The organism is Flavobacterium defluvii (assembly GCF_900129555.1).
GTDB lineage: Bacteria > Bacteroidota > Bacteroidia > Flavobacteriales > Flavobacteriaceae > Flavobacterium > Flavobacterium defluvii.
This window is the reverse complement of the sequence record NZ_FQWC01000001.1, coordinates 313,835-332,733: the sequence shown is the minus strand read 5'-3', so window position 1 is coordinate 332,733 and position 18,899 is coordinate 313,835. Positions and strand designations below refer to the sequence as shown.

The following is an 18,899-nucleotide window of genomic DNA, read 5'->3' as shown; positions in this document are numbered from 1 at the left end:
ATTCGCATGGAAAATTTAGCATTAATCGATTCATTCTCAGAGTTTAAGGATAATAAACTTATTGATCGTGTAACGCTTATGGCAATTTTAGAGGACGTGTTTAGAAATGCATTGAAGAAAAAATACGGTTCTGATGATAATTTCGATATCATTATAAATCCTGATAAAGGAGATATGGAGATTTGGAGAAGAAGAGTTATCGTTGCTGACGAAGATCTTGATTTTGAAAATGAAGAAATTACTTTGACTGAAGCAAGAAAGATTGAGGCGGATTTTGAAATCGGAGAAGAAGTTTCTGAAGAAGTTAAATTGATAGATTTAGGAAGAAGAGCTATCTTAGCCCTGCGTCAAAATTTAATATCGAAAATTCACGAACACGATAATACAAATCTTTACAAACAATTTAAAGATATTATTGGTGATATTTATACTGCCGAAGTGCACCACGTTCGCCCAAGAGTTGTTATCTTAGTAGATGATGAAGGAAACGAAATTGTGCTTCCAAAAGAAAAACAAATTCCATCTGATTTTTTCCGTAAAGGAGATAACGTTCGTGGAATTATCGAAAGCGTTGAATTGAAAGGAAATAAGCCGCAGATTATTATGTCTAGAACTTCTGAGAAGTTTTTAGAAAAATTATTTGAACAAGAAATTCCTGAAGTATTCGACGGTTTAATTACAGTTAAAAATGTAGTTCGTATTCCTGGCGAAAAAGCAAAGGTTGCTGTAGATTCTTATGATGACAGAATTGATCCGGTTGGAGCATGTGTTGGTATGAAAGGATCTCGTATTCACGGAATCGTTCGTGAATTAGGAAACGAAAATATTGACGTAATCAATTATACAAACAATATTCAATTGTTTATTACAAGAGCGTTAAGCCCTGCAAAAGTTTCTTCAATCAAAATAGACGAAGAAAACAAAAGAGCTGAAGTTTTCCTGAAATTAGAAGAAGTTTCTAAAGCAATTGGTAGAGGAGGTCATAATATAAAATTAGCAGGTCAGTTAACTGGTTATGAATTAGATGTAATCAGAGAAGGTGATACTGCAAATGGCGAAGATGATGATGATGTTGAATTAACAGAGTTTTCAGATGAAATCGAAGACTGGGTTATCGAAGAATTCGCAAAAATAGGCTTAGATACGGCAAGAAGTATTTTAAAACAAGAAGTAGAAGATTTAGTTAGAAGAACAGATTTAGAAGAGGAAACAATTCTTGATGTTATGAAAATACTAAAAGAAGAGTTTGATAGCTAGTAATAGCTAAACATCTGCTCTAACAACACAACGAAAAAGGTAATAATAAAAAGGTTATATGTCTGAAGAGAGAGTAATAAGAATAAATAAGGTTTTAAGGGAATTAAATATCTCGTTAGAAAGAGCTGTAGATTATCTAAAAGATAAAGGAATTGCTATTGACGCAAATCCGAATGCTAAAATTTCTGACAGTGAATTTAATATCCTGCAAAGCCAATTTGCGGGCGATAAGGGGAATAAGGAAGCTTCTAAAGAGGTAGGAGAAGAGAAAAGAAAGGAAAAAGAAGCGTTGCGTGTTGAGCGCGAGAAAGAAATTGAGGACAAACGCAGACAGGACGAAGAGCGTCAGAAACAACAAGAAATCATTAAAGCGAGAGCTGTTGTAACTGGACCAGTTCAGGTTGGTAAAATTGATTTAAATCCGAAGAAACCAACAGCTGCTTCAGAAGAAGTTAAAGCTGAAGAGCCGAAAGCTGTTACTCCAACTCAAACAGAAAAACCTGTTCAAAAAGAAACTTCATCAGAGTCTGTGGCTCCTGTTGTTTCTGAAGAGAAAAAGGTAGAAAAACCTATTATTACTGAGAAAAAAGAAGTAAAAGCTGAGAATTCTAAAACAGCTCAGGATCCAATTATTTCAACAGATCCAGCAACTGCAGAAGAAACGATCACGACTCAATATCAAAAATTATCAGGAACTACTCTTACTGGGCAGACAATTGACTTATCTCAGTTTAATAAGCCTAAGAAAAAGAAAGAAGATCCGAAAATTACTCCAAACAAACCAGGAACTCCTGGGGTTGGAAACAATAATAACGCAAACAATAAAAATAAGCGTAAAAGAATTGCCCCTAAACCGGGTACGCCTGGAGCGCCAAAACCTGTAACAGGAAATGCGCCAGGAACGCCAAATCCAAATAAAATTACACCAAATGCCGGTGGAGGAGGTTTTAATGCTAACAGAAGTCAAAGACCTGGTTTCGTAAAAGGAAATCGTCCTGCTATTGTTGCAAAAGTAGAGCCAACAGAAGAAGAGGTTAAAAATCAAATTAGAGAAACTCTTGAAAAACTTCAGGGGAAAGGTGGAAAATCTAAAGCCGCTAAATACAGAAGAGATAAAAGAGAAACACACCGTCAAAAATCTGATGATGAGCAAAGAGCTCTTGACGAAGGAAGTAAAACTATTAAAGTTACGGAATTTGTTACGGTAGGTGAAATTGCAATCATGATGGATGTGCCTATTACAAAAGTAATCGGAACTTGTATGTCTCTTGGTATCATGGTAACGATGAATCAGCGTTTAGATGCTGAAACATTAACAATTGTTGCTGATGAGTTTGGTTACGATGTTGAATTTATTACAGTTGATATCGAAGAAGCGATTGAAGTTGTAGAAGATAAAGAAGAAGATTTAGTAACAAGAGCGCCAATTGTTACAGTAATGGGTCACGTTGACCACGGTAAAACATCTTTACTGGATTATATTCGTAAAGAAAATGTTATTGCTGGTGAGTCTGGAGGTATTACACAGCACATTGGAGCATACGGAGTTACTTTAGATAATGGACAAAAAATAGCATTTTTAGATACTCCGGGTCACGAGGCGTTTACCGCGATGCGTGCACGTGGAGCTCAAGTTACGGATATTGCTATTATCGTAGTTGCTGCGGATGATGATATCATGCCGCAAACAAAAGAGGCAATTTCTCACGCACAGGCTGCAGGAGTGCCAATTATATTTGCAATCAATAAAATTGATAAACCAAACGCGAATGTTGATAAAATTAAAGAGCGTTTGGCTGGTATGAATTTACTTGTTGAAGATTGGGGTGGAAAAATTCAGTCACATGATATTTCTGCAAAAGTCGGTACGGGTGTTAAGGAATTACTAGAGAAAGTTTTATTAGAAGCAGAGATCTTAGATCTTAAAGCAAATCCAAATAAAGCGGCTCAAGGAACTGTTGTTGAGGCTTATTTAGATAAAGGAAAAGGATATGTGTCTACAATTTTAGTGCAACAAGGTACTTTGAAAATTGGAGATTATATGCTGGCAGGAAAACATCATGGTAAGGTTAAAGCAATGCACGATGAAAGAGGGCATACAGTATTAACAGCTGGCCCTTCAACTCCGGTATCGGTTTTAGGTTTAGATGGAGCGCCAACTGCAGGTGATAAGTTTAATGTATTTGAAGATGAAAAAGAAGCAAAACAAATTGCGTCTAAACGTTCTCAGTTAATGCGTGAGCAGTCAGTACGTACTCAAAGACATATTACACTTGACGAAATTGGACGTCGTATCGCTCTTGGTCAGTTTAAGGAATTGAATGTAATTCTTAAAGGAGACGTGGATGGTTCTGTTGAAGCATTATCAGATTCATTCTCTAAGCTTTCTACAGAAGAAGTTCAGATCAATATTATCCATAAAGGTGTTGGTGCGATTACAGAAACTGATGTTAACTTGGCTTCTGCATCGGATGCGATTATTATTGGATTTAACGTTCGTCCTGCTGGAAATGCAAGACAGCTTGCAGAGAAAGAAGAAATTGACATCCGTTACTATTCTATTATTTATGCTGCAATCGATGACTTAAAAGACGCGATGGAAGGAATGCTTGCTCCTGAAATGAAAGAAGAAGTTTTAGGAACTGCAGAAATTCGTGAGATTTTCAAAATTTCTAAAGTGGGTTCTATTGCAGGTTGTATGGTGACTGATGGTAAAATCTTAAGAACTTCTAAAATTAGAGTTATTAGAGATGGAGTTGTAGTTCATACAGGTGAACTGGTTGCTTTAAAACGTTTCAAAGACGATGTTAAAGAGGTTACTAAAGGATATGATTGTGGTATTCAGATAAAAGGATTTAATGATATTGAAATTAATGATGTTATTGAAGCTTACCACGAAGTCGCAATCAAAAAGAAATTGAAATAAAATTCGATACTTAATATTTGAAAAGTCCCAATGAGAATTGGGACTTTTTTTATGTTGTTATTTTTTTTAAAAGAACTAGAGGTGATTTAGTTTTGTAATTAAGCATTATATGATCGTTTGAATTTTTGATGTATTTTTGATAGAACTAATCGAAAATTATGTAATAATGAAAATAAGAATATATTGGATCATTTTGTTTTTGTGTTTTAGTGCTTTTTGTTTTTCTCAGGAAGCTGTCGAGAAACCATCACCACCGGCAGGAGATGCTTTGGTTGGCGACTTTTATGGAAAAGATATTTCTGGACTATCAGTAGATAAAGCAATTTCTGTTGAAAAGTTAGAACATGAACTAAAGGATGTAAAAAAAGCAAATGAGGTTGTTGTAAAAGGAGAAGTTGTGAATGTTTGTGAAAAAAGAGGGTGCTGGATTACCATCAAAACAGAGAGTGGTTCCTCTTTCTTTGTAAAGATGAAAGATTATGCTTTTTTTGTACCTACTGCATTAAAAGGAAAAAAAGTGGTTTTAGAGGGTAATGCTGAGCGAAAAGTGACATCTGTTGATGAGCTAAAGCATTATGCTAAAGATGGTAAAAAAACAAAAGCAGAAATTGATGCTATTGTAGCGCCAAAAGAAGAGATACGATTTTTGGCAGAAGGAATAAAAGTTGTAAATTAAATTTATATAAAAAAAGCGAGATAATTATCTCGCTTTTTTATTCTGTATTATTTGCCTGGCTTAAGTAAAAAAACACTTTTGTATTTTTTTCTAATGTCGGCTAAATTCTTTTCTGCTTCAATTCGTGTCTTAAAATTTCCTACGATCACTTTATAGTTTGGAGTATTAAAAATTATTGTGCCGTCAATATTTGTGTACTCTCTTTTAAAGTCAGATAATGTCTTTTTAGCGTCCTCGCTTTTGCCGCTAAAAATTTGAATTCTATAAGAATCGTTTGTAATTATTGATGTGTTAAATTTACGTTTGTCATTTAATAATTGCTCGAATTTTGGGTCTTGATTTAGTGTTAAATTTTGGCTTTGAGCATGAATATTGTATGCTAATGTGAGCATTGTGAATGTTAAGAAAACGTTTTTTCTAGAGGTTAAAATTCTCATAATGTGATGGTTTTTGTGCAAAAATACTATTTAAAGTTTGGAAGTAAAATTTTAATATTATTTAGAATTGATATAAATTGGTATTTAAGACTATTTTAAGGTTTTGAGAATAGTTCATAAGTCGTATTTTTGTGCAAGTTTTAAAAGAAGGTATTGGTTTTTGTCTGATTTAGTACAGAAAAAATCATACCAAAAATTAGTAGATAATTATTATACTATATGAAAAAGGTGGGTAACCATAATTCGATCTCAAGAAAATTATTACTTAGCTTATCGCTAACGTTAATTTTCTCCCTAACTTCATTTGCTCAAGATCCTGCTGCAGCTCCTGCGGCGCCTGAAGCTGCTGCGGCACCTGCTGCTGCATCTGGAGGTGGTGATCCGGTAAAAGGGAAAGAACTTTTTAATGCAAATTGCGCTGCATGTCACAAATTAGATGCTAAATCAACAGGTCCTGCTCTTAGAGGAGTTGCTGCAAAACATGAAATGGCTTGGATTTACAAGTGGGTTCATAATAGCTCTGAAGTAATTAAATCAGGTGACCCTGTTGCTGTAAAACTTTTTGAAGAGAATAATAAGTCTGTAATGACTTCTTTTCCTCAGTTATCTGAAGCAGATATTGATAATATTATCGCTTATACTTCTGAAGAAAAACCTGCTCCAGACCCTGCTAAAACGGTAAGTTCAGGTCCTCCTGGAACTCAAGTTGAAGGTGGCGGAATTTCAAACAATATTATTTTAGGAGCTCTTGCTCTTGTAATGGCTATTTTAGTTGTTATGTTGTTCATGGTGAACAAAGTATTGACTAAAGTTGCTAGTAATAATGGTATTGTAGTTGCTCCAAAAGAAGGTAGAACTCCAATTTGGAAAGCTTTTGCTAAAAATCAATTCTTAGTATTGGTTACTGCTATATTTTTACTTTTAGCTAGTGGTTACTTTGTGTATGGATATTTGATGCAGGTTGGTGTAGATCAAAACTATGAGCCTATTCAGCCAATTCACTACTCACACAAAATCCACGCTGGAGACAATGAGATCAATTGTAAATATTGTCACTCTGCTGCGCGTGTAAGTAAAACAGCTGGAATTCCTTCTTTAAATGTTTGTATGAACTGTCATAAAAATATTTCTGAAGTTGCAGAAACTACTGCTACAGCTGAATACAGCAAAGCGTTTTACGATGCTCAAATTCAAAAATTATATGATGCTGTTGGATGGGATAAGGCTAAGCAGGCTTATACTGGAAAAACACAGCCTGTAAAATGGGTTCGTATTCATAACCTTCCTGATTTTGTTTACTTCAACCACTCACAACACGTTTCTGTTGCGGGAGTTGAATGTCAAACTTGTCACGGTCCGGTACAAGAATTTGAAATCATGAAGCAATACTCTAAATTAACAATGGGATGGTGTGTTGATTGCCATAGAAAAACTGATGTTAAGATGGAAGGAAATGCATACTATGATAAAATTCATGCTGAACTTTCTAAGAAATACGGTGTAGAGAAATTAACTGCAGCGCAAATGGGAGGTTTAGAATGCGGTAAATGCCACTATTAATCGAATTATTAAGATTTTAATATATATATACAATGTCATCAAACAAAAAATACTGGAAAAGTGTTGAAGAGCTAGAAAATAGCTCTATTGTTGAGGCGCTTAGAAATAACGAATTTGTTGAAGAGATTCCTACAGAAGAATTTCTAGGGAATGCAGATGCTTTAGCTTCATCTGGAACTTCACGTCGTGACTTTTTAAAGTACGTAGGATTTAGTACTGCGGCAGTTACACTTGCTGCTTGTGAAGGTCCTGTGCACAAGTCTATCCCTTATGTATTACAACCAGAGCAAATCATTCCTGGTGTTGCAGATTATTATGCAACTACAGTTTTTGATGGTTTTGATTTTGCTAATCTTTTGGTTAAAACTCGTGAGGGTCGTCCAATTAAAATTGAAAACAATACCATTGCTGGTGCTAAGTTTTCAGCCAATGCCAGAATTCATGCGTCTATCTTAGGTTTATATGACAGCATGCGTTTAAAAGCACCTAAATTGGATGGAAAAAATAGCAGCTGGTCTGCTGTTGATTTGAAAATTAAATCAAGCTTAGCTGATGCAAAAGCTAAAGGAGGTCAAGTTGTATTATTAACAAACACTTTAGCAAGTCCATCTACTGAGAAATTAATAGCTGAGTTTATTGCTAAGAATCCAAACGCAAAACATGTTGTTTATGATGCAGTTTCTTCTTCTGAAGCATTAGATGCATTTGAAACTGTATATGGCGAAAGAGCGTTGGTTGATTATGATTTTTCAAAAGCTTCATTAATTGTATCTGTTGGTGCTGATTTCTTAGGAGATTGGCAAGGTGGTGGATATGATGCTGGATATGCAAAAGGACGTATTCCTCAAAACGGAAAAATGTCTCGTCATTTTCAGTTTGAATCAAATATGACATTATCTGGAGCTGCTGCTGATAAGCGTGTTCCAATGACTACTGCTGATCAAAAACAGGCTTTAGTTCAAATATATAATATTGTTGTTGGTGCTTCTGTTCCGGTTTCTTTAGATGCAAAATTTAAAGCAGAAGTTGTGAAAGCGGCTCAACAATTGAAAGCTGCAGGTACAAAAGGAATTTTAGTATCTGGAATTGAAGATAAAAATGCACAATTATTAGTTTTAGCTATTAACCAGGCATTAGCTAGTGAAGCTTTTAGTACGGCAGGGACAAGACAAATTAGAAAAGGTTCTAATGCGGTTGTTAGTCAATTAGTAAAAGATATGAATGCAGGAAGTGTTCATACTTTAATTATGAGCGGTGTTAATCCTGTTTACACTTTAGCTGATTCGGCTTCATTCGTATCTGGATTGAAAAAAGTTAAAACTTCAGTAGCTTTCTCATTAAGAGAAGATGAAACAGCTTCTTTATCTACAATTGCAGCAGCTGCACCTCATTATTTAGAATCTTGGGGAGATGTAGTAATTACAAAAGGAACTTACAGTTTAACTCAGCCTACGATCCGTCCTATTTTTGATACAAAACAATTTCAAGATGTTTTACTATCATTAAACGGAACTCCTGGAAAATTCTACGATTATTTAAAAGCTAATTCTGCTGCTATCATTGCTGGTACAACTTGGAATAAAGTTTTACATGACGGTGTTTTTGTAGCTGGTTCTACTGCTTTAGCTGGTGGTTCTTATGATTTTACTGGTGCAGCAAATGTACTTTCAAAATCAAAATCAACTGGCGAACTTGAATTAGTACTATACACTAAAACAGGTATGGGTGATGGGCAGCATGCAAATAACCCTTGGTTACAAGAGTTTCCGGATCCTATTACAAGAGTTTCTTGGGATAACTACATTACAGTTTCAAATGCAGATGCTAAAAAATACAATCTTTCAAATGAAATTGTTGCAAACGGTGGTTTAAATGGTAGCTATGCTACAATCACGACTGCTGACGGAACTAAATTAGAAAATGTTCCAGTTATTGTTCAACCTGGTCAAGCTGTTGGAACAGTTGGTTTATCTGTAGGTTATGGTCGTAAAGCGGCTTTAAAAGAAGAAATGCAGGTAGGTATTAATGCTTACGCTTTATATAAAAATTTCAATAGTGTTCAGTCTGTTACTATAGCTCAGGCAAATGGAGAGCATGAGTTTGCTTGTGTTCAGGGACAGAAAACATTAATGGGTAGAGGAGATATTATTAAAGAAACTACTTTAGAGATCTTCAATACTAAAGATTCAAAAGAATGGAATGTGCCGCCAATGGTATCTTTAGACCACCAGGAAGTTGAAGCAACTACTGTTGATTTATGGGAATCATTTGATCGTACTACAGGGCACCATTTTAATCTTTCTATCGATTTAAATGCTTGTACTGGATGTGGTGCCTGCGTTATTGCTTGTCATGCTGAAAACAATGTCCCTGTAGTAGGTAAAGCAGAGGTAAGAAGAAGCCGTGATATGCACTGGTTACGTATCGATAGATACTATTCTTCTGAAAGTACTTTTATAGGAGACAACGAAAGAAAAGAAGGAATTGCTGGTTTATCTAGTTCGTTATCTACATTTAATGAAATGGAAAAACCTGGAGATAATCCACAAGTAGCATTCCAGCCAGTAATGTGTCAACACTGTAACCACGCACCATGTGAAACAGTTTGTCCGGTTGCAGCTACTTCTCACGGTCGTCAAGGTCAAAATCACATGGCATACAACAGATGTGTTGGTACTCGTTATTGTGCTAATAACTGTCCTTATAAAGTTCGTCGTTTTAACTGGTTCTTGTACAACAAAAACAGTGAATTCGATTATCATATGAATGACGATTTAGGTCGTATGGTACTAAATCCAGACGTAAACGTTCGTTCTCGTGGAGTTATGGAAAAATGTTCTTTCTGTATCCAAAGTACTCAAGCGGTAATTCTTGAAGCTAAACGTCAAGGTAGAGTTGTAGCTAAAGATGAATTTAGCAGCGCTTGCTCTGCAGCTTGTTCTTCTGGTGCTATGGTATTTGGAGACGTAAATGATAAAGAAAGCGAAGTTGCTAAATTAGCAGAAAGCGAAAGAATGTATCATTTATTAGAGCATGTTGGTACAAAACCAAATGTTTTCTATCACGTAAAAGTTAGAAACACTTAGTAAAATTATTAATTAAGAAACAATATAAAGGATTATGTCGTCTCATTACGAAGCACCCATTAGAAAACCTTTAGTTATAGGTGATAAATCATATCACGATGTAACTGTAGATGTGGCAGCACCTGTTGAAGGACCTGCAAATAAGCAATGGTGGATTGTATTTACAATCGCATTAGTAGCCTTCCTTTGGGGGTTAGGTTGTATAATTTACACCGTATCTACCGGTATCGGAACATGGGGATTAAATAAAACAGTTGGTTGGGCTTGGGATATTACTAACTTCGTTTGGTGGGTTGGTATTGGTCACGCGGGAACTTTGATTTCTGCTGTACTTTTACTTTTCCGTCAGCGTTGGAGAATGGCTATTAACCGTTCAGCGGAAGCCATGACTATTTTCTCAGTAGTTCAGGCAGGTTTATTCCCAATTATTCACATGGGACGTCCATGGTTAGCATACTGGGTTTTACCAATTCCAAACCAGTTTGGATCTTTATGGGTAAACTTTAACTCACCTTTACTTTGGGACGTATTCGCGATTTCAACGTATCTTTCAGTATCATTAGTTTTCTGGTGGACTGGTTTGTTACCTGACTTTGCAATGCTTCGTGATAGAGCTATTACTCCTTTCAACAAAAGAGTTTATTCTATCTTAAGTTTTGGATGGAGTGGTAGAGCAAAAGATTGGCAGCGTTTTGAAGAAGTATCTTTAGTATTAGCTGGTTTAGCTACTCCACTTGTACTTTCTGTACACACGATTGTATCTATGGACTTTGCTACTTCTGTAATTCCTGGATGGCATACAACAATTTTCCCTCCATACTTTGTTGCTGGAGCGGTTTTCTCTGGATTCGCGATGGTAAACACATTACTTATCGTTATGAGAAAAGTTTCTAACCTTGAAGCATACATCACATTACAGCATATTGAGTTAATGAACATCATTATCATGATTACTGGATCTATCGTAGGTGTGGCTTACATTACTGAGTTATTTGTTGCTTGGTATTCAGGTGTAGAGTATGAGCAATATGCATTCTTAAACAGAGCTACTGGACCTTACTGGTGGGCATATTGGTCGATGATGACTTGCAACGTGTTCTCTCCTCAGTTTATGTGGTTCAAAAAATTAAGAACAAGTATCATGTTCTCATTCATCATTTCGATTGTAGTAAACATCGGTATGTGGTTTGAAAGATTCGTAATTATTGTTACTTCTTTACATAGAGATTACCTTCCATCTTCTTGGACAATGTTCTCACCAACATTTGTTGATATTGGAATTTTCATCGGAACAATTGGTTTCTTCTTTGTATTGTTTTTATTATACTCTAGAACATTCCCTGTAATTGCTCAGGCAGAGGTTAAAACAATTTTAAAAGGAACAGGAGATAATTACATTAGAGAAAGAGCAAATAAAGATTCACATCATGAGTAATAAAGTAATATACGCCATTTATAATGACGATGATATTTTGATGGATGCAGTAAAGAAAACAAGAGCTGCTCATCATCATATTGAAGAGGTTTTTACTCCATTCCCTGTTCACGGGTTGGATAAAGCTATGGGCTTAGCACCAACAAGATTAGCAATTTGTGCTTTCCTATATGGATGTGTTGGTATTTCTGTTGCAACAACAATGATGAGTTATATAATGATTCATGACTGGCCTCAGGATATAGGTGGAAAACCAAGTTTTAGTTTCATCCAGAATATGCCTTCTTTTGTGCCAATTATGTTTGAGATGACTGTATTTTTCGCTGCGCACTTAATGGTAATTACTTTTTATATGAGAAGTAGATTATGGCCATTTAAGCAAGCCGAAAATCCTGATGTAAGAACAACAGATGACCATTTCTTAATGGAAGTTGCTGTAAATAATAACGAAGCAGAACTTGTTTCTTTTTTCGAAGGCACAGGAGCTGTAGAAGTTAAAGTAATTGAAAAGAATTAATTGTAGCTATGAAAAGGATATATAAAATAACACTTTTAGTTGGTATAACTATTTTAGTTTCATCTTGCCACAATAATTCGGCACCAAACTATCAGTATTTTCCAAATATGTATGAGTCTGTAGCTTATGAGCCATATACAGAAGCAAATATATTTAAAGGAGGTAAAGAAGGTCAGCTTCCTGTAGAAGGAACTATTAACAGAGGTTTTGAACCTTATGAATATGAAAATTCAACAGCAGGATATGAATTAGCAAAAGCTAATTTAAAATCTCCTTTAACTGAAGAAGAAAGAAATTCTGGAAAAGGAAAAGAACTTTTCGAAATTTATTGTATTAGCTGTCATGGTGCAGCTGGTAATGGTAAAGGTAAATTGGTTGAAAGAGAAAAATTTCTTGGAGTACCTAGCTATAAAGACAGAGATATTACTGAAGGAAGTATATTTCATGTTGAAACTTATGGTTTAAATGCAATGGGTTCACACGCAAATCAATTAAGTGCCCACGAACGTTGGTTAGTTGCTGACTATGTTCTAAAACTAAAAAGCCAATTATAATTGTTGAACAAACTGATCGTAATAGATATGTATACATTTTCAAGTAAATTAAAAACTTTTTCTATCATCTTAATGGTTTTAGGACTATTAGGAATTGGGTATGGTTTTTTAAGTGCACCTAAAGATATTCAAGAAGTTGAAAAAATACTAGCTGCTGAGGCTCATGGTGAACATGGTGCTGAGCATGGAGAGTCTGCTGAGGCATCTCATAAAGAAGCAGGACATCATGAAGCTGCTGCTTCACATGAAGAACACAAAGGTGGTGAACATGCAAAAGTTGATGCTGTTGATGAACACACAGAACATTTAACTCATGTATTGCACCAATTACAAAACAAACCTTGGTCTGCATTATACGTAGCATGTATTTTCTTTTTACTGCTTTCTATGGGAGTTTTAGCTTTTTATGCTATTCAACAAGTTGCTCAGGCAGGTTGGTCTCCAGTATTATTTAGAGTTATGCAGGGCATCACCGCTTATTTGCCTGCAGGTTCTATAATCTTTTTTATAATTCTGGTTTTATGCGGATTACACTTTAATCATATTTTTGTATGGTTAGGAGAAGGTGTTACTGATCCTAAAAGTCCTCATTATGATGAAATCATTGCTGGTAAATCAGGCTATTTAAACTTTCCTTTCTGGATTGTTAGAGCGGCTATCTTTTTAGCAGGATGGAATTTATACCGTTATTTCTCTAGAAAAAACTGTTTAGCTCAAGATGAAGCTAACGATGATCTAAACTACAAAAAGAACTTCAAGTTATCTGCTGGTTTCTTAGTATTCTTTATCGTTTCTGAGTCTATCATGGCTTGGGATTGGATTATGTCATTTGATCCACACTGGTTTAGTACTTTATTCGCATGGTATGTATTTGCTTCTTTCTTTGTAAGCGGTATCACAACTATTGCATTAGTTACTTTATACTTAAAATCTAAAGGATATTTAGAGTACGTAAATACAAGCCACATTCACGATTTAGCTAAATTCATGTTTGGTATTAGTGTTTTCTGGACTTATTTATGGTTCTCTCAGTTCATGTTGATCTGGTATGCTAATATTCCAGAGGAGGTAACTTATTTCGTAACAAGAATTCAATTATATAACCTGCCTTTCTTTGGAGCAGTTGTTATGAACTTTGTTTTCCCATTATTAATATTAATTAATACAGACTTCAAACGTCTTAGCTGGGTTGTTGTTATGGCAGGTATCGTAATATTATTAGGTCACTATGTTGATTTCTTTAATATGATTATGCCTGGTACAGTTGGAGACAAATGGTTTATCGGAGTTCCTGAAATTGCATCTATTCTTTTCTTCTTAGGTTTGTTTATATTTGTTGTATTTACTGCATTAACTAAATCTCCTTTGCTTGCAAAAAGAAACCCTTTCATCGAAGAAAGTAAACATTTTCATTATTAATATTTAAAGAAGTAAACAGATGACAAGTTTGTTGGTAATTATAGTTTTAGTTTTATTAGCAGTTGCATTATGGCAATTGACCAAGATATTTGATCTTACTCAGGTAGGATCTTCTTCGGACGATTCTCAGGTTGCATCAGATAATGACAATAACATTCAGGGATATATTTTGTTTGGCTTTTTAGCATTCATTTATATATTTACTATTTATGGTTTACTAAAATGGGGTAATTTGGCACTTCATACTCCTGCTTCTGAGCACGGACTTTTAGTAGATAATTTAATGAATATTACTTGGGTTTTAATTTTTACAGTTCAGGTTATTACACAAGGGTTATTATACTGGTTTTCTTTTAAAAACAGAGGACACAAAGATAGAAAAGCATTATTCTTTGCTGATAGTAATAAATTAGAAGCAATCTGGAGTATTATTCCTTCTGTGGTTTTAGCTTGTTTAATTCTTTACGGATTATATGCTTGGAATAATATCATGTTCGTTGATAAAGATGAAGATGTAGTTGAAATTGAACTTTATGCTCAGCAATTTAAATGGACAGCTAGATATGCAGGAAAAGATAATGTTTTAGGAAAAGCTAACGTACGTTTAATTGAAGGAGTTAACACATTAGGAGTTGATATGTCAGATCCTAATGCTCAAGATGATATCGTAGTAACTGAGTTACACATTCCTAAAGGTAAAAAAGTGCATTTCAAAATGCGTTCTCAAGACGTTTTGCACTCAGCCTATATGCCTCACTTTAGAGCACAGATGAACTGCGTTCCTGGTATGGTTACTGAATTTGCATTTGTTCCAACTTATACTACTGCAGAATACAGAGAGTTGGATTTTATGAAAGAAAAAGTTGCTCATATCAACAAATTAAGAGCTGAAAAAAGCGCTGAATTAGTTGCAAAAGGTGGTACAGCTTTAGATCCTTATACATTTGATTATTTATTATTATGTAATAAAATCTGTGGTGCTTCACACTATAACATGCAAATGAAAGTTGTTGTTGATACTCCGGAAGATTATAAAAAATGGTTAAGCGAAAAAACTACTTTGGCGCAGGATATCAAAGCGGCTGCTGCTGAAAAGCCAGCTGAAGGAGCTGAAGGTACTGCTGCAGATACTACTGCTAAAGTTAAAGATACTGTAAAAGCAGTTATAGATACTGTTAAGGCAGCTGTAGCTAAAGTAGCTATGAAATAATAATATTATTAAGAAAATTTAAAGTACACATATATGTCAGCAGAAGCGCACGGTCACGATCACGGACACGATCACGAGCACGAACATCATCATAAGGACACGTTCATTACTAAATATATTTTTAGTATTGATCACAAAATGATTGCTAAACAATACTTAATTACGGGTATTGTTATGGGAGTAATTGGTATTGCAATGTCCCTGCTTTTCAGAATGCAATTAGCGTGGCCAGAAGAGTCTTTTAAAATTTTTAATATTTTATTAGGAGATAAATTTGCACCTGATGGTGTAATGGCAAATGATATTTATCTGGCTTTAGTTACAATTCACGGTACCATTATGGTATTCTTTGTACTAACGGCTGGTTTGAGTGGAACTTTTAGTAACTTACTTATTCCACTTCAAATTGGGGCCCGAGATATGGCTTCTGGATTTATGAATATGATTTCATACTGGTTGTTCTTCTTATCAGCAGTTGTTATGGTATGTTCATTATTTGTTGAAGCTGGACCAGCTTCTGCAGGTTGGACTATTTATCCTCCATTAAGTGCTTTGCCACAAGCTATTCCAGGATCTGGAGCTGGTATGACTTTATGGTTGGTTTCAATGGCTATCTTTATTGCATCTTCTTTAATGGGATCATTAAACTACATTGTAACTGTTATCAACTTAAGAACTAAAGGAATGTCTATGACTAGACTTCCTCTTACAATCTGGACATTTTTCGTAACAGCTATTATTGGTGTTATTTCATTCCCGGTGTTATTATCAGCTGCATTATTATTGATTTTTGATAGAAGTTTTGGTACTTCATTCTTCTTGTCAGATATCTATATTGCTGGAGAGGTTTTACACTACCAAGGAGGTTCTCCAGTATTATTTGAGCACTTATTCTGGTTCTTAGGTCACCCTGAGGTTTACATTGTAATTTTACCGGCGATGGGTCTTGTTTCTGAAATCATGTCTACGAATGCTCGTAAACCAATTTTCGGATACAGAGCGATGATTATGTCAGTTCTTGCAATTGCATTCTTATCTACTATTGTATGGGGTCACCACATGTTTATCTCTGGTATGAATCCATTCTTAGGATCTGTATTTACTTTTACAACTTTATTGATTGCAATTCCATCTGCTGTAAAAGCTTTCAACTGGATTACAACGTTATGGAAAGGTAACTTACAATTCAACCCTGCAATGTTATTCTCTATTGGTATGGTTTCTACTTTTATCACTGGAGGTTTAACAGGAATCATTTTAGGAGATAGTACTTTAGATATTAACGTTCATGATACTTACTTCGTAATTGCTCACTTTCACTTAGTAATGGGTATATCTGCACTTTACGGAATGTTTGCTGGTATCTACCACTGGTTCCCTAAAATGTACGGAAGAATGTTAAATAAAAACTTAGGTTATATTCACTTCTGGGTAACTGCGGTTTGTGCTTACGGAGTATTCTTCCCAATGCACTTTATAGGATTGGCTGGTTTACCAAGACGTTATTATACAAACACGAACTTCCCTTTATTTGATGATTTACAAAATGTGAATGTTTTAATTACAACATTTGCTCTTGTAGGAGGAGCGTTCCAGTTAGTATTCTTATACAACTTCTTTAGTAGTATTTTCTACGGTAAAAAAGCAACTCAAAACCCATGGAAATCTACAACTTTAGAGTGGACTACACCAGTTGAACATATTCACGGAAACTGGCCAGGTGAAATTCCTCACGTATACCGTTGGCCGTATGACTATAGTAACCCAAATCATGATGTAGATTTTGTTCCTCAAAATGTACCAATGAAAGAAGGTGAAGAAGTTTTACACCACTAGAAATATTAAAAAAGACTGTTAGAAATAACAGTCTTTTTTGTTTAGTTAAAGTTTTAAACGTTCAGTTTTACTATTTTACCAAACTAATTAGTTTTCTATATCTTTGTAGAATGAATGAAAATCTTGATCCTACTACTAAGGGATATAACTCAGAAGAATTAGATCTTGAAAAAAGATTGCGTCCGCTGTCATTTGATGATTTCGCGGGCCAAGACCAGGTTTTGGAAAACTTAAAAGTTTTTGTTGCTGCTGCTAATCAACGCGGTGAAGCTTTAGATCATGCATTATTTCATGGGCCCCCAGGATTAGGGAAAACAACTTTAGCAAATATTCTTGCTAATGAATTAGAAGTTGGAATCAAAATCACATCGGGACCTGTTTTGGATAAACCTGGGGATTTAGCAGGACTATTGACAAATCTTGATGAAAGAGATGTTTTATTTATAGACGAAATTCATCGTTTGAGTCCAATTGTTGAGGAATATTTATACTCGGCAATGGAAGATTTTAAAATCGATATTATGATTGAGTCTGGTCCAAATGCAAGAACAGTTCAAATCAATTTAAACCCTTTTACATTAATCGGTGCAACAACTCGTTCAGGACTTTTAACTGCTCCTATGAGAGCCCGTTTTGGGATTTCATCTCGTTTGCAATATTACTCAACCGAACTTTTGACGACTATTGTTGAAAGAAGTGCCGGAATATTAAAAATGCCTATTGACCTTGAAGCAGCTATTGAAATTGCCGGACGAAGCCGTGGAACACCTCGTATTGCAAATGCATTATTGAGAAGAGTTCGTGATTTTGCACAGATAAAAGGTAACGGGACAATCGATCTTGAAATATCTAAATATGCATTAAAAGCTTTAAATGTTGACGCACATGGACTTGATGAAATGGATAATAAAATATTATTAACGATTATCAATAAGTTCAAAGGAGGGCCGGTTGGCCTTTCAACTTTGGCGACTGCCGTATCTGAAAGCAGTGAAACTATTGAGGAAGTTTATGAGCCTTTTTTGATTCAGGAAGGCTTCATTATGCGTACGCCTCGTGGTCGTGAAGTTACTGAAAAAGCATATAAGCATTTAGGAAAAGTTAATACAAATATCCAGGGAGGATTATTTTAAAAACATTTTATGAGACATATTTTTTTATTCCTGGTATTTGCTTATTGCAACTCTTTTGGACAGACAAATTATATTCCCCATCTTGCTTATGGAAAATCGTATCAGCAAGTTTTGGATTTATATATTCCTGATGGAAATTTAAAAGATTCGCCTGTTATTATACTTCTGCATGGAGGAGCATGGTCTATGGGCGGACTTGAATATACAAGTAAGCATGCACAGGATATTGCAGATAAAGGATTTGTTGTTGCCAATGTTGATTACCGTTATGTAAGTGATAATACCTCCGCAAAAGATTTATTGGATGATATTGATGCTGCTGTTAACTATGTTTCGGGAATTTCGAATAAATATGGTTACGCTAAAAAAGGATATCATATTGTTGGAATTAGTGCTGGGGCTCATTTGTCATTATTGTACGGCTATACAAAAAAGACCATGAAATCTATAACAGCATTATGTGCCCCTTCAAGATTAGACTCTGTTGAGGCGGTTGAATTCATGAAAAATAATGGTCATTTGGATATTATTGAAAAGTTGGCTGGAACAAAGATTAATGCAAATGGAAGTAATCTTGCCTTAATTAAAATTAGTCCTTTTAATAATATTTCTAATGTTCCTACACTGTTAATTCACGGTGATGCAGACAATTTAGTTAATGTGAGCCAATCTCAAAATCTTTATACTGAGCTAAAAAGAAAAGGAGTAGAAACCAAATTAATAATCCGGGAAGGGAAGGGGCATGATGTGGGAATGAATACACCAGATACTGAAATTCAGAACATCAAAGACATAACAGAATGGGTTTTGCAGCACAATAAATAAATTTGATCAATAAGAATAAATAAACACC

The 18,899-nt window shown here is 35.0% G+C and carries 14 protein-coding genes; 13 read left to right on the top strand and 1 reads right to left on the bottom strand.

The window, feature by feature from the left end:
• Window positions 1-6 precede the first annotated feature (6 nt).
• From nusA to BUC29_RS01455, 3 genes are all read left to right on the top strand, one after another.
• Window positions 7-1,257, top strand: a complete 1,251-nt coding sequence (nusA, locus tag BUC29_RS01465; protein ID WP_057121246.1) for a transcription termination factor NusA — start codon at window positions 7-9, stop codon at window positions 1,255-1,257.
• Window positions 1,258-1,315: 58 nt separating this feature from the next.
• The gene (gene infB / locus BUC29_RS01460; RefSeq protein WP_073412676.1) at window positions 1,316-4,183 is read left to right on the top strand and encodes a translation initiation factor IF-2; all 2,868 of its coding nucleotides are present in this window, start codon (window positions 1,316-1,318) and stop codon (window positions 4,181-4,183) included.
• A 166-nt stretch (window positions 4,184-4,349) separates the two neighbouring features.
• On the top strand, window positions 4,350-4,859 hold the full coding sequence (locus BUC29_RS01455; RefSeq protein ID WP_073412674.1) for a DUF4920 domain-containing protein: 510 nt from the start codon (window positions 4,350-4,352) through the stop codon (window positions 4,857-4,859).
• A 47-nt stretch (window positions 4,860-4,906) separates the two neighbouring features.
• Here the strand turns inward: BUC29_RS01455 and BUC29_RS01450 are convergent, their stop codons facing one another.
• Window positions 4,907-5,296: an SPOR domain-containing protein gene (locus BUC29_RS01450; RefSeq protein WP_073412672.1), complete on the bottom strand. Its 390-nt coding sequence runs from the start codon at window positions 5,294-5,296 to the stop codon at window positions 4,907-4,909.
• 219 nt (window positions 5,297-5,515) lie between these two features.
• On the opposite strand from BUC29_RS01450, the gene BUC29_RS01445 reads away from it, so the two are divergent.
• The 10 genes from BUC29_RS01445 to BUC29_RS01400 all read left to right on the top strand — a co-directional run bounded on the left by BUC29_RS01445 (window position 5,516) and on the right by BUC29_RS01400 (window position 18,871).
• Window positions 5,516-6,856, top strand: coding sequence for a c-type cytochrome (locus BUC29_RS01445; protein ID WP_073412670.1), 1,341 nt, complete (start codon window positions 5,516-5,518; stop codon window positions 6,854-6,856).
• A gap of 32 nt (window positions 6,857-6,888) precedes the next feature.
• Window positions 6,889-9,942 carry a TAT-variant-translocated molybdopterin oxidoreductase gene (locus BUC29_RS01440; protein WP_073412668.1) on the top strand — a complete coding sequence of 1,018 codons (3,054 nt, stop codon included), beginning with the start codon at window positions 6,889-6,891 and terminating at the stop codon, window positions 9,940-9,942.
• Between the two features lie 34 nt (window positions 9,943-9,976).
• Window positions 9,977-11,377, top strand: a complete 1,401-nt coding sequence (gene nrfD / locus BUC29_RS01435) for an NrfD/PsrC family molybdoenzyme membrane anchor subunit (protein WP_012023712.1) — start codon at window positions 9,977-9,979, stop codon at window positions 11,375-11,377.
• Complete coding sequence (locus BUC29_RS01430; protein WP_073412666.1) at window positions 11,370-11,894, top strand: DUF3341 domain-containing protein; 525 nt, start codon at window positions 11,370-11,372, stop codon at window positions 11,892-11,894. The genes nrfD and BUC29_RS01430 overlap by 8 nt, the downstream gene beginning before the upstream one ends.
• Window positions 11,895-11,902: 8 nt before the next feature.
• Window positions 11,903-12,448: a c-type cytochrome gene (locus BUC29_RS01425; protein WP_073412664.1), complete on the top strand. Its 546-nt coding sequence runs from the start codon at window positions 11,903-11,905 to the stop codon at window positions 12,446-12,448.
• Between the two features lie 27 nt (window positions 12,449-12,475).
• On the top strand, window positions 12,476-13,867 hold the full coding sequence (locus BUC29_RS01420; RefSeq protein ID WP_073412663.1) for a cation-translocating P-type ATPase: 1,392 nt from the start codon (window positions 12,476-12,478) through the stop codon (window positions 13,865-13,867).
• 19 nt (window positions 13,868-13,886) lie between these two features.
• Complete coding sequence (locus BUC29_RS01415) at window positions 13,887-15,077, top strand: cytochrome c oxidase subunit II (RefSeq protein ID WP_073412661.1); 1,191 nt, start codon at window positions 13,887-13,889, stop codon at window positions 15,075-15,077.
• Window positions 15,078-15,110: 33 nt separating this feature from the next.
• Entirely contained in the window at window positions 15,111-16,913 is a 1,803-nt protein-coding gene (locus tag BUC29_RS01410; RefSeq protein ID WP_073412659.1) for a cytochrome c oxidase subunit I, read from the top strand.
• Between the two features lie 110 nt (window positions 16,914-17,023).
• Window positions 17,024-18,046, top strand: coding sequence for a Holliday junction branch migration DNA helicase RuvB (ruvB, locus tag BUC29_RS01405; protein WP_073412657.1), 1,023 nt, complete (start codon window positions 17,024-17,026; stop codon window positions 18,044-18,046).
• Window positions 18,047-18,055: 9 nt separating this feature from the next.
• Window positions 18,056-18,871, top strand: a complete 816-nt coding sequence (locus tag BUC29_RS01400) for an alpha/beta hydrolase (protein WP_073412655.1) — start codon at window positions 18,056-18,058, stop codon at window positions 18,869-18,871.
• Window positions 18,872-18,899: the final 28 nt, after the last annotated feature.